We start from the raw sequence: 13,322 nt of genomic DNA, 5'->3' as shown, positions 1-13,322 counted from the left end.
GCGGGGATGACCCCCGCCGCCTGGCCGCCGCGCGCCGCGCAGGGCTCTGCTCCCCGCTCGCACGGGGATGGCCCCGAACAGGACCGTGGTCCGCCTGGCGCAGCCCGCGAAGGCGGCGATGGAGTGGGCATCCTGCTGCGATCAGGTCCTCGCGCGGCGTCGGACGGCGGTGCCGCTGGTGCACAGGCCGATGAGGGCGGCGGACAGCCCGGCGAGCCAGTGCAGCGTGTCCAGCGCGGCCAGGCCGCCGAGCAGGCCGAAGGAGAGCAGGAGGAGCCCGAAGGCCTCCCACCCGACTCTCGGGTCGGAGCCCGCCGGCCCGACCATGTCGGTGTTGGCGTGGGCGTCGACGAGGGAGGGGTCGCCGTTCGACGGTGCCGGTTGCTGAGTAGTCACGCCGCGCACTATGAACAGTGGGCGGCGTTAGTGTCGCGCAGTCAGTTCTTGAGGCGGGAGACCCCGGACATGTAGGCGTCGATGCCGCGGCGGTTGATCCTGCCGCCGGGGATGAGGCGGGCGTTCGGGGGAGGGGTGGGGATCTTCCGCTTTGCGCGCTGGGACTGGTCGCCGCCGATCAGGTGCGTGTTGTCGATCTTGGCGGCGCAGTCTTTGCCGCGGACCTCGTCGAACGGGCGGCGGCAACCCCGGAAGTACACCTCAGGGGCGTCGACGCGCTGCCCCTCGACGGCCTTGAAGCTGCCCCGGAAATCGGCGATGCTCGCGATCCGGGGGGAGACCTCCACCTCTGCGGCGACGCCCCACACGTGGGAGAGGTCGTTCACCTTCGTCGGCTCGGGCGGCGCCGGCGGCTCCTCAGGCGCGGCCTTGACGGGCGTCTGCACCGGCATGGGCACGGCGAGAGGCTCACGGGGACGTGCCTGGTTCAGGGACGCCGGCGGTCCGCCGGGGGTGGACTCCCAGGCCGTCCGGGGTGCCGCCGCGCCCGTGGGCAGGGGGGCGGGAATGGGCTCGCTGCGGGGCTTAGGGGCAGGTGCTGCCACCGTCTCCGGCTCGAGCCAGGCGAACAGGCTCTCCTGCAGGTGCGTGCGCTTCGGGGCGAAATCTGGGGCGAGAGGGGAGCTGTCGCGGTCGTCACCGTTCCTCCGGTTCAATGCGGGGTTGACGTAAAGGCCAACCCCTTTCACCTCACGAACGTCAACGGTCGATTTCTGTTACACCCCCACATGCCAGAAGGGCCTGTTCACCGGCCGTGAGGCGGATGAACAGGCCCTTCTGCGGGGTTCACCAGGTGAGGGTCTGGCCCTGGCCGGTGATCGTGACGGTGGTCTTCTCGGCGGCGGGCTTCCCGGCCGCGTGCCAGCGGCCGAGCTGCTCCTCCACGGCGTCCCAGAGGAGGTCCGGCCCGTCTTGGCGGACGACCCACCGGCCGGATTCCTCGTAGACGGCGGCCCACGAGCCGGCGACGGCGTCGACCAGGACGTGCTCGCTGCGGCCGTCCCGGGTGAGCGTGAGCCGTTGGGCGTTCGGGACGGCGAACTGGGTGATGAAGCGGGTGGTCCAGTCGTCCAGGACGTCCGCGCCGATGTCGGTCTGCCGTTCCATGCCCGCGCCCAGGTCGGGGAGCAGGCCGAGCGGCGGTGGCGACTGCGGCCGGGCGAGCATGAAACTGACCTGCCCGCCGAGGAGCGGGCCGGAGGCCGTGCCGTCCTCGTGGACGGTCAGGCGGGCAAGTTCCGAGGCGTGGAGCCAGCCTCCGAGGGTGGCGAGGATCAGGCCGCCCGACCGGGTCTGCTCAATCCAGGCCGGGGGCACGGTCTTGATGCCGCACGTCGCGATGATCCGGTCGTATGGGCCGCCCTCGGCGTATCCCAGGAGCCCATCGCCGGTGACCAGCGTGGGATGGAGGCCCTGCCCCCGTACGGCGGCGCCAGCCCGGCCGGCAACGTCGCTGTCGTACTCGATGGAGGTGACGAGGTCGTCCCCGAGACGGGTGGCGAGGATGGCGGTGGAGTAGCCGGTGCCGGTGCCGATCTCCAGGACGCGCATGCCAGGCTCGACCTGGAGGTCCTCGAGCATGCGCAGGACGAGGGACGGCAGAGTGCTGGAGCTGGTCGGCTCCCGCAGGATCTCACCGCGGACATGCTGCGGGAGGATCGTGCCCGCGATCTGCGTCACGAGGGATTCGTCGCGGTAGCAGGCCTCGAGCCATCCCGGGTCGTCCTGCAGCACCGGCGCCCAGGCCGCGCCGCCGGCGTTGCGGAAGAACCCATCGCGCAGGAAGTCGTGCCGGGCCACGGCGCCCGCCGCCGCCTTCCATTCGTCGGTGCGCAGCACGCCGGCGGCCGTGAGCTCGTTCAGGAGCTGCGTGCGAAGGTGTTGAGCCTGGTCTGTCACGGCTTCCTCTCCAGCAGGTCGGCCAGCGCTGCGCACATGGGCAGGCCGGTCTCGCTCTCCAGCCAGTACCACTGGCCGGACGGGTTGCACTCGAGTAACCACCATCCCCCGTCTTCGCCGACGCAGAAGTCGAAAGCGCCGAAGACGAGTCCGAAGTGGTCCATGTACCGGCGCAGCGCCCGCTGGATCCCGGACGGGGCTTCCACGACGGTGTAGGTGAGCTGGCTGTAGTCGGTGCGCCAGTCCAGGAGGCCGCAGTCGATGCGGACGCTGAACACATGGTCGCCGATGACCGTGACGCGTACGTCAGCCGTCTTGGGCACGCGCCGCTGGAACAGGTGGGCGGTGCCGGACACGCTGTCGTCGATGTCCTCGGCCGCGACTTCGGCGACCTTGACGACGTTGGAGACTCCGTCGACGAGATAGACGGGGTTGTGGAGCGGCTTGTAGATGACCGAGCCGTGCCGCTTCACGAAGGCCCGCGCGGCGTCGGCGTCGGAGGTGATGAGGGTTGGCGGGACGAGGAAGCCGGCGTCGACGGCGGCCGCGAGGCCGGAGGGCTTGAACTCGGCGTCGCCGATCCGGTGCGGGTGGTTCACGTAGAGGCACCCGGGCAGCGACGCCAGGACCCCGCCGAGGCCGTAGCGGGCCTGGGTGAGGGCGAAGCGGGCGTCCTGTTCGCTGAGGTGGGGGAAGGCGAACCCGGTGGGGCGGCGGTAGTAGAGAGAACGCACGCGGGCCAAGTCGGCGGTACGGGAGGGGGTGCGGAGCTGCCCCTGGATTCCGTGCTGGGTGATCTCGGCCTCGACCGACAGTGATGCGGGGAAGTCCCCGGAGTCGAGCCGTACGACCGGGACGCCCCGGTCGTGCAGCTCGCTGATCACCACGTCGGCGGTGGGGTCGTACAGGCTGGTGACGACCAACACCGGACGTGTGTCAGTCACTGGTCGTTGTCACTCCCCGAGTCGGTGTCCTGGGTGGTGCCGTTGCCGTCCGGGCTGGTGCCCGTCGAGGGCTGGGTGCCGGTCGAGGTCCCGTGGCCGGGCATCTCCATCACGGCGCCGTGCTGGTCGAAGTAGACGGCGGTCTGGGTGGCCGGGTCGAGCCGGACGGTGCTGTGCACGGGCGCCATGGTCGGGTAGGGCGCCATGCGGCTCACGCCCCAGGGGGCCGGGGTGACGAGGCCCTGCGGGACGGACGAGCTGGTCGGGAGACGATCAGAGTGGGCGAACATGACTCTCCTCTTGTGGAAATTGCAGTGCACGTGCCAGAGGTGGAACGGTCCTATCTGCGGGTGTTGGTCTCGGGAGCGCGCTCGTCGGTGAGGACGAGCTGGGTGCCGCTGCGGCGTGCCATGAGGGCCGCTGCGATCCGCCGGTGTCGCTGGAGCGTCACGTCGCGCTCCCATTCCGCCAGCGGACGAGTCTCGAAGCGGTCGTGCTCATCGGGGTTCAGCCGGATCTTCGCCAGCTTCGCCGGAGAGAGCCGGCCGCCGTCGAAGACGATGCCGATCTTCGGTCGGGGCCAGTCCGGGCCGACGGGCATGAACTCGACCGTGAGGATCGGCAGGTCCGGGCCGAGCGTGAGGCCTGTCTCCTCCTCGGTCTCGCGCAGCGCGGTCGTCAGCGGGTCCTCTCCGTGGTCGGCGAGTCCTCCGGGCAGTTGCCAGCCCTTCCCGGTGTACACCGACCGCAGGAGCAGCGGACCGCCGGCCGGGTCTGTGAGCAGTGTGCCCGCGTACACGGTGAAGGCCGGGATCTGCGTCAGCATCTCCTGCGGCGTCATCGGCAGCGGCCGCAGTCCTTCCGCGCTCACGCGGTTCGGTCCGCGGGTGCGGTCGACGGCCGTCCGACGGAGTGGACCGTCCATCCGGCCTTCGCCCACTGGTGGCTGTCGAGGATGTTGCGGAAGTCGACGACCGTCAGGCCCGCCGCGGAAGTGGCGAGGACCTCGGGATCGAGCTCCTGGTACTGCGGCCATTCGGTGCCGACCACGACCAGGTCCGCGTCGATGACCGCCTGGTCGACGCTGTCCGCGTACTCCAGCTCGGGGTGCCGCCGGGCGGCGGTGGGGATCGCAACGGGGTCGTGGACGGTGACCTGTGCGCCGTGCTGGTGCAGGCGGCTGGCGACCGCGAGCGCCGGGGAGTCGCGGACGTCGTTCGTCCCGGCCTTGAAGGCGGCGCCGAGCATCGCGATCCGGGCGCCGGACAGTTCCCGGTCGAGGGCGGCGTCGATGAGCTGTACCGCGTAGTCGGGGCGACGGTCGTTGACGGCCTCGGCCGCCAGGAGCAGCGTCTCGGCGTGGTCGACGCCGAGCTGTCCGGCGCTCGCGGTGAAGGCGCGGACGTCCTTGGGCAGGCAGCCGCCGCCGTATCCGATGCCGGGGCGCATGCCGCCGTGGCCGATCCGCGGGTCGATGCCCAGGGCCTCGACGAGCTGCGCGACGTCGGCGCCGGCCGCGGTACACATGTCGGCCACCGCGTTGATGTAGGAGATCTTCAGGCCCAGGAAGGTGTTCGCGGCGCCCTTGGTCAGCTCGGCGGTCTCGGGCGTCATGACGAACAGCGGCACGCCGGAGTCGATGATCGGCCCGTACACCTCGCGCACGGTCCGCTCCGCGCGCTCGCTGGTCACGCCGGCGATGATCCGGTCCGGGCGCAGGGTGTCGTCGATGGCGTGGCCCTCGCGCAGGAACTCGGGGTTCCACACCACATTCACGGCGTCCCCCGCGGGGGCGAGGCGGTGCACCAGCTCGGTCAGGCGCTTGGTGGTGCCGACCGTGACCGTCGACTTGCCCATGATCGTGCACGGCCGGGTCAGGTACGGCGCGAGCTCGCGGACCGCACCGAAGACCTGGCCGGTGTCGTAGGAGCGGCCGTCGGAGTCGATCGGGGTGCCGACGGCCAGGAAGTGGACGTCCGCGAACTCGGCGGCCATCTTGAGGCTGATAGTGAACCTCAGGTCCTTGGAGGCGGTGTGCTTGGCCAGCAGCTCCGACAGGCCGGCCTCGTAGATGGGGGCCTTGCCGGAGTTCAGTGCCGAGATCTTCGCCGCGTCGGTGTCGACGCCGATCACCTGATGGCCGAGGTGGGCCATCGCCGCGGCGTGCGGGATGCCGAGGTGACCACAGCCGATTACCGAAACACGCATTGCAGGTCCTTCTCTGTGCGGTACCGCACCGGTCGGTGCTTTCCCGCACGGTATCGGCGAGCGGGCTCAACTTGCTTTGCTCGCATGCTTGTTCAGGTCAGGGAGGTGACCGCTTCGCCGAGGGCCGTGAGCAGGAAGTCGATGTCGCCGTCCGTCGCGGTGAGCGGCGGCGCGACGACCAGGCCCTCCGTCTTGGGCTCGCCCGCACCGGTGAACGGGTACAGGAAGACACCTCGCTCCTCAGCCGCCCGCATCAGCGGCCACAGGCTGCCGAAGGTGACCTCCGCCGCGCCGCCGAACGAGTACTGCGCGAACTGGTCCTGGATCCTGGCCTGGACGGAACGGCTGTTCTGGCCGACGTTCACGCAGAGCAGGCCGCTCGATCCGTCGAAGATGTGGCCGCCGTCCGCGAGGTGCAGCCAGGGGCCGTCGGCGTCGACGACGCGGAAGTCGGGCATGGGCCGGGTCGATGTCAGCAGCCGGGGGCGGTTCTTCTCGTAGTCCACGGTGTTCCCCTCCCTGGGGTGAGTGAGGTGTAGGGGCCGCGCCCGGGTGGTGCGCGGCCCCTTTGGAGCGGCGGTCAGTTCCTGACCGTCGCCTCCGCCCGGTCGCGGTCGTCGATCAGGGTCTTGAGGCGGGTCAGTGCCTCGATCGCACCGGCCCGTACGACGACGTCGCCCTCGCGGGCCCCCTCGATCGGGTACGCCTTCCACTCGTCGTTCTCCATCAGCCCCTCGGGGTCGACGAAGAAGACCTTCATGCCGCGCTCACGGGCGCGGGCCTGAACGGCGCGGCGGTCGGCGTGCAGGCCGATGACCACGAGCGCGTTCGCCTGCGGCTCGAAGGGGATCGGCGGGACCTTCTGGTCGTAGCGGCGCACGAAGCACTCCGGGAGCCCGGCGCGGGCCGCCAGGAGGTCGAAGTTGTGCTGTACGACCGGGCCGACCAGGTGCCCGGCGTCGTGCAGCTCCTTGAGGATGTGGTGCGCGACGGTCGGCTGCGCCTCGAACGCGATCTTGAACATCGCGGTGAGCTGTTCGGCCTTCGTCTTCGGGTCGGTCAGCATCTCCTCGATGAGGGTGTCGTCCTGCGGCCGCATGGTGAACCGGTGCGACTGGGTGAGCGTGTTGTCCTTCCGCTCGGTGACCCGGTACACCTCGTGCAGGAAGTGCAGCGGCGGGACCCCGGCCTCGATCGAGCTGCCGCAGCCGATCTCGACCATGAACGGCATGTGGTCGAGCAGGTCGGACAGGTCGTCCGCGATCTCCGGCTCGCCGCGCTGCTCCTTGACCCGCATGCCGCCCGCCAGGACGTTCCACGGGAGCTGACGGATGGACTTGGGGACCTCGAACTCGTCGGTGATCAGGCAGATGTCGACCGACCGGAAGCCGGCCGGGGTGTCGCGGTCGGCCCGCTCATCCTGGGGGTGGTCGTCGTACTCGGTGACGGTGGCCCGCAGGTCGCCCTTCGTCCAGATGCCGCCGTCCTTCTTGCGCCAGCGGCCCTGCCCGAGCCAGGCGTCCACCTGCGTCAGGTACGCCTCGATCTCGTCGGCCGGGGCGAGCACCGAGTGGTAGAGGTACAGGGCCTTCAGGACCAGGCGCGGTACCGGGTAGGTGTAGTCCAGGTCGTACTCGTACCGGTAGTGCACGATGCGGCGGCGGCCGTGCTCGTCCTCGGTCCAGCCGGACTGTTCGGCGTTGGCCGGCTCCTGCGTCCTGCGCCAGATGCCTTCCTCGACCGCCACCGAACTCGCGCAGGCAGAAGAGACAGCGGATGTTCTCCTCTCCCACCACCATGGCCCACTGAGCACAGTCGCCGCACTGCACAGTGTGCGGCTTGAAGGGTTCCAGCGTCCCGGAGAGCTGGTTCATGCGGTCGCGGACAAGCCGTTCGATACCGCGCAGCTTCATCCGAAGGACGTTCATCGTCCTGTGTACATCGGGGTCGCCGCGAAAATCCTGATGGACGAAGTTCAGCAGGAACCCGAGCACGGCCGCCGTCTGCGCCTCGACCGCCTGCGCTGCCGCGGTGTGGCCGTAGTGAATCAAGGCGTTCCTGGTGGCCTTGAGCTTGCCGATCGCGTCCTTGTTGTCCTCCGTGGTGCGGACCCGGGCGATCTTCTCCAGCCGGGCCAGAGCCTCGTCCATGGTGCAGCTGTTGGAGTTATTGTCGGCTACTGGGAGGTAACGAAATAGAGTCGCGCTCGGGGCGGAGGGCGCCGCTCGAGCCCGCGAGGTTGAGGAATGCCCAATGCGGGTGCAGTTACGTTCGATTTTTCACCGAGAAAAACTCTCCACTCAACCTGCCCGAGGTTACCGACAGGCCCCAGTGCAGGCGGGGGGTGCCCCTATGTCTTTGGTCAAGGGAAACGGGGGTGCGTCGACTCGGTGAGCCGGGGCAGCATGGCGGGGTGGCTGATCTGCTGTGGGATGACGTGAAGTGCTTCTTCGACCCGGACTTGATGGGGTCGCTGCCGGACGTGCGTGTCCCGGATGCCTCGGTGGAGGACTGGCAGACGGTCCTTGGTCTTGTCGCGGAGAAGGGCTGGAAGTGCCAGTACTCCGAGGGAGAGACGGTGCCTCCAGTGCCCCGGGCGGAGGCCGTGCTGTCCCGCCCGGCGGATGCCGAGTGCCCGGACCTGCGGGTCTGGCCGACTGCCGATGTATCGGCGATCTTCCGCTTCCATGCTGCCGATGAAGTCGACTTCGACGTCGACCTGCGGGAGTTGCAGGGCCAGGAGCGACTGGATGTGTTCTGCGGCTTCCTCCGGGAAATCGGCCGGTGGCTGGGCAAGCCCGTGCTGCTGGACCCGGAAGGCCGCTATGGCCATCCGGTGATCGGCTTCGACGTCGAGGCCGGTCGAGTCGTCCTCCTCGCAGACCCGCAGGTCAGGTGACTGCGGCCGACGGCTGCGGTTCGTAGAAGGTTCCGTCGCGGAGCATCGCGAACAGGACGTCGGCCCGGCGTCTGGCGGGGCAGAGCAGGGCCTGGGTGTGTGCTTGCCTTGGGCGATCTTCTTGTCGTAGTAGGCCCGGGTCGCCGAGTGCGGCGAACGCGGAGAGGGGGAAAGCCCTCTTGAGCTGCTTGTTTCCTCTTCGGGAGGGCTGTTCACCGCGGATCGAGGACCCTGAACTGTGGGTCGCGGGTGCGAGTCCGGCGTAGGCGGCGAGGTGGCCGGCGGTCGGGAAGGTGCTGCCGTCACCGACCTCGATCAGGATCCTGGCTCCGGTCCTGACGTCGATGCCCGGGCATGGACGTCAGGACCTTGGAAAGAGGGTGGGCCTCCAGGAGAGTTCCTCGATCCGCCCGGCCAGGAGCTTGCGCTGATCAAGCGCGGCCGTCAGGGGCCCGGCCAGACTCGGGACGATCAAAGCGGCCGCTTCGGTGCCCGGAACGGTGACGGTCTGCTCGTCCAGGGCGTCGAAGATCTTCTCGACCAGCCGCTCGGCCATCCTGGGTGCCTTCGGCCGCAGCAGCGTGACCAGCCGCCGTCGGCCCGCCTTGCGTATCTGGGCCGGTGAGCCGAACCGTTCCAGCAGGGCCAGGACGGCCGGGTGCTGCAACCGCGGTCCCAGGACCCGTTCCAGCGAGGGATGGATCTGGGTCGGCAGGCCGTGGAGCCGGTTCGCGACCCTCGTTGCCTCCCCGGCCAGGTCGTCGTCGAAGCCGACGATCATCTCCAGCTCGGCGATGGTCTCGTCCTCGCCGTCGATGGCCCGCAGCGTGTGGGGCATCGCGCGGGCCGCGTCGGCGATGATGAACGCGTCTCTCGCGTCGGTCTTGGCCTCACCGGGGTGGAGGTCGGCGATCCGCCGCATCGTCAGGCCGGGCAGGTAGGCGACCGGGCAGCCCATGGCCCTGGCGACCGCCAGCGGCAGGGCGCCGATGGAGGCCGGCTGGTCGACCACGACCAGCACCGTCCCGTGCCTGGCCTTCGGCCTGGCGAACAGTTCGCGGAGCCTGGGTTCGGTGTTGGGCAGGCGTTTGTCGAACGCCTTCTTTCCGGCCGGGGTGACGGCGGTGGCGTGGGCGCGGGCTCATGAGCCGTCGGGGTGGGTCATCCAGACGGTGTGGCTCCGGTCCGGGTGCCACCGGTGGCGGTGCTCGATGCCGGGGGTATGGAGCTGGAGCATGGAGCGGATGCTCCACGTCTCTGGTACGAACACCAGGAAGTGACGGCTGACGCTCGCTTTGCCGTCGCTGTTCTTCGCCTCTTCCCAGACGGAGTCCGGGACCGTCTCCTCGTAGTCGTGGCCCTGGCGGGCGCCCATGAAAGAGGCCGGCTCGTAGGCGGTCCGGCCCACAGCGCCGCCGTCCGGGGCCTTGTCGGCGTAGTCGACGCTCGTCACCGGGTCGGAGCCGAGGCGGTGGCAGGCCAGGGCGGTGCCGTAGCCGGTGCCGGTCGTCACCAGCGTGCGGCACCCGTCGTCGAGTTCCGCGTGCCGGTACATCCCGACGACCAGGCCTGGCTCCGTCGAGGACGACGTCGACATCCCGGAGGTGACGACGGTTCCGGGTTCGGCGTCGTCGGCGTGCAGGGCCCCGACCCGCGTCACCAACGTCTTGTCGCTGTGCGCGGCGGTGAGCCACGTGTCGGGGTCGGCCGCCCCGTCGCGGACCACCCGGCCGCCGGCCGTCTGGTCCCTCTCGTACCACCGGGGCACGAGCACGTGCCGGGGGGTGTCGGCAACGGCGGCCCCCCAGCGGGAACCCGGCCGGTCGACCTCGTCGGCCAGTCGTCTCGCGTGTCTCTGCCAGTCCACGTCCGCTCCTCTCCGTCCTTCTCGGTCGTCCTCAGCCCATCGGGGAGCAGGAGCCGCCCCCGGACGAGCTGTCGTCCGAGGGCCCGCAATCCGGCCCGCACGGGTCCACCGGGCCCCGAGCCGGGATGCTCGCGCGTGCCTGTGTCCACTCGGGGCTGGCCAGGACTGCCGCAAGTGGCGTCTCCCTGACGTTGCCCGTGGCCAGGAAGCGGCCCATCTCGCAGGGCGCCACCTGGCCGTCGGGGAGGATAGCGGCCCTGCCGTGGCCGCAGCGTCCGCACAGCGACGACGTGGACGAAAGTAGCCCGTCGGCGGCGCGGCCGATCGCGCGGACCTTGTCGATGGTGACCGAGTCAACGCCCAGGGCCTGCATCTCGGTACGGGCCCACACCCGCTCGACCTGGGCATCATCCGGCTTGGGCGGACGACCAGTGGCCGGGCGCCGGCGCAAGGCATCGGTGCCGCCTTCCTCCCAGACCCGTTTCGACTGCCGCACGCTCTCCTCGCTGACTCCCAGCATCCGTGCGATCTCGGCACCCGAACGTCTTTGGTCGAACAACTCGGTCGCCCGCACACGCCAGGCCTCGGCCAACTGCGGCCGCGTCAAGGGAGGAACAACAGGCGAAGGCTTGAAAGACACCGCATCAGGATCCCACCAACGACTCCGCCACACCCACGGAACTAACGGAAAGATCAGTAAGAGCGCCCGGGGCGGTGGGGCTGCCCCGGCCGATTCCGCGACCCTGCGCGGGGCGGCGCGGTGCCCCGAAGGAGCCGATTCGCTGCCCGAAGCTCTGCTCCTCCGAACCGTTCGACCGCGAGTCGCCATGTCACGATCGTCCGGGAAGTCGACGACTCGAGGAAACAGCGCGAACGGGGAGCGTAGTTGCCGCCGACCACGAGGGCGTCGGACATGGCCTTGCGCCACCTCTGCCGTACCAGGCGTGCCGCCGACGCGGCACATGCCTGTCAAGCGCTCCCTTGTCATCCGCTGCCGGTCCCCTTACCGGCGGCGCACTCACTTCGCAATTCACCGAAAGTGCACATATCTGATGCGAATCATTCAGCGCCTTGGCCGCACACGCTGCCCCGAGTCGACGACGGCCGTCTTCGGACCGCCTTCCGGTGGTGAGCGAGCAGGAGGGCGGGCAACCGTGTGGTCCCGACGCATGGGCCCCTGGATGGTCGCTGCCGCAGTGGCGGTCGTGCTGAGCACACCTGGAATGGCCACCGCTGCCGGCTCCGAGAGCAGCAACGACACCACCTACTACATCTCACTCGGTGATTCGCTGGCTTCCGGATACCAGCCGGGCGTCGACGGGAACACGGACGTCGCCTATACCGACCAGCTCTTCAAGCAGCTCAAGCAGCGTGAGCCCGGACTCGAGCACATTCGCCTCGGCTGCTCCGGAGAGACGACCGACTCACTGGTCAACGGAGGCCGGTGCAACTATCCGGACGCCAAGTCCCAACTGGACGCCGCCTTGAAGGCCATGGCAAAGCATCACGGCAAGGTCAGCTATGTGACGATCAACATCGGCGCCAATGACATCAACAATTGTGTGTCCGCGACCGGATCTGTCGACGAGGCCTGTGTGAACAGCGCCGTTCAGACCCTCGTCAAGAACCTCGCCCAGATCACGGGCGCTTTGCACAAGGCGGGTACGGAAGGCACGCAGTACGCGGGCGCGACCTATTACAACCCGTTCCTGGCGTCATGGCTTCTTGGCGATGCGGGGCACAAGAGCGCCAAGGACTCCAGCGTCTTGATCAAAGCCAGCAACGCGGCGATCTCCAAGGTGTACACCGCCGCCGGCTTCACGGTGGCGGACGTAGCCGGGGGCTTCTCCTCCGACGACTTCGACGACCTCGGCAACCTGCCCGGCTTCGGCGAGGTGCCCGTGAACGTGGCCAAGATCTGCCAACTGACCTGGCAGTGCTCGGCGCATGACCCTCACGCCAATGCGGAGGGCCACAAGGTGATCGCGAGCGCCTTCGCAGCGGCCCTGCCTGAAGGCGACGCGTCTCAGAAGCCGGGGAACGACGGCAGCCCCGAGCCGAGCGCTACGCCTGACCCCTCCCAGTCGCCTGTCCCGGCCGGTAGCGGCCAAGGCGCCGACACGAGTGAACCGAAGGGGGACAACAACCTGGCCGAGACAGGCTCGTCCAGCAGCACCCCCGTTCTCGCGGGCATCGCTGTGGCGGCTCTGGCCGTCGGCGCCACTGCTCTCTACGTCGTGCGCAAGCGCCGTCCGCGCAGCGAGCTCTGATTCGCAGGTAGCACGACCAGGCTACGTCGGATAGGGGCGGGGCGTCCGCAGTCGTGCGGACGCCCCGACTCACCGGCATACGACTGCTGAGCATCCGGCTTCTTCACCTGTCCGCCTGCGCAACCTCGGCACACGGCTGGGGCGCCCACGGCACCGGGGCTGCCGACGAGCTCCAGAGGCTGTCAGGCAAATGATCGTTCCGCCGTCCTGGACCTCGATGGCGCGGGGCTGCGGTCAGGCTGTTGGAACAGAGCTATCGATTGACCGGGACTGGACCGAGGCCGGTATCCGACCCCGCCTGTACGAGGTTCTCCTGGCCGAGCTGGGCAAGGCAGGTCTGCTCGACATGACGGTCTGCTACTCCCGGATCCGATCCCCCAGTCACCAAGCCATCCGCTCCAAGATCGACGAGCTGGGTCTGGGCGAAGCCGCAATCGCGGCAGCTCAAAGTTTCATCAAAGTCGACGCAGCCAACGTGCTCAGCTTCTGCTTGGGACTCTCCTTCGGTTACCTCACTGAACAGTTCAAAGAGGTCATGATGGAGCACATGGCCAGCGTCTTCCGCCACCCCGGAGAACTGGCCTCGGCAGAGGACCCCATGGCCCAGTGGCCGGCAGCGCTCCCAGACGCAGCAGAGCGGTAGGGGTTGACTAGCAGCTCCCACTGCGAACTGCATGGAGTGGTTACTGAGATTGAACTCGTGGAGTCGTAGGGGCTGACGGCTCGTCGTCTGTGCGGTATCACCGGGACATGCGGTATCCACAAGGCGGCGGGCTGAC

Annotated in this window: 15 protein-coding genes and 1 pseudogene; 4 read left to right on the top strand and 12 right to left on the bottom strand. The window is 69.1% G+C overall.

All coding sequences use genetic code 11. From position 1 onward, the window contains the following. Positions 1–141: 141 nt before the first annotated feature. The 9 genes from ACZ66Z_RS33390 to ACZ66Z_RS33350 all read right to left on the bottom strand — a co-directional run bounded on the left by ACZ66Z_RS33390 (position 142) and on the right by ACZ66Z_RS33350 (position 7,254). Positions 142–396, bottom strand: coding sequence for a hypothetical protein (locus ACZ66Z_RS33390; RefSeq protein ID WP_469939439.1), 255 nt, complete (start codon positions 394–396; stop codon positions 142–144). A 41-nt stretch (positions 397–437) separates the two neighbouring features. Then, positions 438–848 (bottom strand): hypothetical protein, encoded by a 411-nt coding sequence (locus ACZ66Z_RS33385; protein WP_469939487.1) that lies wholly within the window; start codon positions 846–848, stop codon positions 438–440. A 394-nt stretch (positions 849–1,242) separates the two neighbouring features. After that, the gene (tgmC, locus tag ACZ66Z_RS33380; protein ID WP_469939438.1) at positions 1,243–2,355 is read right to left on the bottom strand and encodes an ATP-grasp peptide maturase system methyltransferase; all 1,113 of its coding nucleotides are present in this window, start codon (positions 2,353–2,355) and stop codon (positions 1,243–1,245) included. Further along, positions 2,352–3,299 (bottom strand): ATP-grasp ribosomal peptide maturase, encoded by a 948-nt coding sequence (tgmB, locus tag ACZ66Z_RS33375; RefSeq protein WP_469939437.1) that lies wholly within the window; start codon positions 3,297–3,299, stop codon positions 2,352–2,354. Before tgmB ends, tgmC begins: the two co-directional genes overlap by 4 nt. Further along, positions 3,296–3,589: a putative ATP-grasp-modified RiPP gene (gene tgmA, locus ACZ66Z_RS33370; RefSeq protein ID WP_469939436.1), complete on the bottom strand. Its 294-nt coding sequence runs from the start codon at positions 3,587–3,589 to the stop codon at positions 3,296–3,298. Before tgmA ends, tgmB begins: the two co-directional genes overlap by 4 nt. A gap of 50 nt (positions 3,590–3,639) precedes the next feature. Further along, entirely contained in the window at positions 3,640–4,170 is a 531-nt protein-coding gene (locus ACZ66Z_RS33365) for an NUDIX domain-containing protein (protein ID WP_469939435.1), read from the bottom strand. Further along, positions 4,167–5,507 (bottom strand): UDP-glucose dehydrogenase family protein, encoded by a 1,341-nt coding sequence (locus ACZ66Z_RS33360; protein WP_469939434.1) that lies wholly within the window; start codon positions 5,505–5,507, stop codon positions 4,167–4,169. The genes ACZ66Z_RS33365 and ACZ66Z_RS33360 overlap by 4 nt, the downstream gene beginning before the upstream one ends. Before the next feature lie 92 nt (positions 5,508–5,599). Then, entirely contained in the window at positions 5,600–6,013 is a 414-nt protein-coding gene (locus ACZ66Z_RS33355; protein WP_469939433.1) for a hypothetical protein, read from the bottom strand. Between the two features lie 74 nt (positions 6,014–6,087). Beyond that, positions 6,088–7,254: an SIR2 family protein gene (locus ACZ66Z_RS33350; RefSeq protein WP_469939432.1), complete on the bottom strand. Its 1,167-nt coding sequence runs from the start codon at positions 7,252–7,254 to the stop codon at positions 6,088–6,090. Here ACZ66Z_RS33350 and ACZ66Z_RS33345 point away from each other — a divergent pair. Together ACZ66Z_RS33345 and ACZ66Z_RS33340 are read left to right on the top strand one after the other, a co-directional pair. Then, positions 7,235–7,705, top strand: a complete 471-nt coding sequence (locus tag ACZ66Z_RS33345; protein WP_469939431.1) for a hypothetical protein — start codon at positions 7,235–7,237, stop codon at positions 7,703–7,705. The genes ACZ66Z_RS33350 and ACZ66Z_RS33345 overlap by 20 nt on opposite strands. 215 nt (positions 7,706–7,920) lie before the next feature. Then, positions 7,921–8,406 carry a hypothetical protein gene (locus ACZ66Z_RS33340; RefSeq protein ID WP_469939430.1) on the top strand — a complete coding sequence of 162 codons (486 nt, stop codon included), beginning with the start codon at positions 7,921–7,923 and terminating at the stop codon, positions 8,404–8,406. On the opposite strand, the pseudogene ACZ66Z_RS33335 reads toward ACZ66Z_RS33340, so the two are convergent. The 3 genes and pseudogenes from ACZ66Z_RS33335 to ACZ66Z_RS33325 form a co-directional block, all read right to left on the bottom strand. Beyond that, positions 8,399–9,538: pseudogene (locus ACZ66Z_RS33335) on the bottom strand (IS110 family RNA-guided transposase); the annotation flags it as partial. The gene ACZ66Z_RS33340 and the pseudogene ACZ66Z_RS33335 overlap by 8 nt on opposite strands. A 9-nt stretch (positions 9,539–9,547) precedes the next feature. Continuing rightward, positions 9,548–10,273: a methyltransferase domain-containing protein gene (locus ACZ66Z_RS33330; protein WP_469939428.1), complete on the bottom strand. Its 726-nt coding sequence runs from the start codon at positions 10,271–10,273 to the stop codon at positions 9,548–9,550. Positions 10,274–10,304: 31 nt separating this feature from the next. Beyond that, complete coding sequence (locus ACZ66Z_RS33325) at positions 10,305–10,913, bottom strand: SPASM domain-containing protein (RefSeq protein ID WP_469939427.1); 609 nt, start codon at positions 10,911–10,913, stop codon at positions 10,305–10,307. A 556-nt stretch (positions 10,914–11,469) separates the two neighbouring features. Between ACZ66Z_RS33325 and ACZ66Z_RS33320 the strand changes: the two genes are divergently transcribed. After that, complete coding sequence (locus ACZ66Z_RS33320; protein ID WP_469939425.1) at positions 11,470–12,543, top strand: GDSL-type esterase/lipase family protein; 1,074 nt, start codon at positions 11,470–11,472, stop codon at positions 12,541–12,543. Between the two features lie 190 nt (positions 12,544–12,733). Then, entirely contained in the window at positions 12,734–13,186 is a 453-nt protein-coding gene (locus ACZ66Z_RS33315; RefSeq protein ID WP_469939423.1) for a hypothetical protein, read from the top strand. The last annotated feature ends 136 nt before the right edge of the window (positions 13,187–13,322 follow it).

Source organism: Streptomyces sp. NPDC107498, assembly GCF_055582805.1.
The sequence above is the reverse complement of the archived record's forward strand: the minus strand, read 5'-3'. Positions and strand labels throughout refer to the sequence as shown.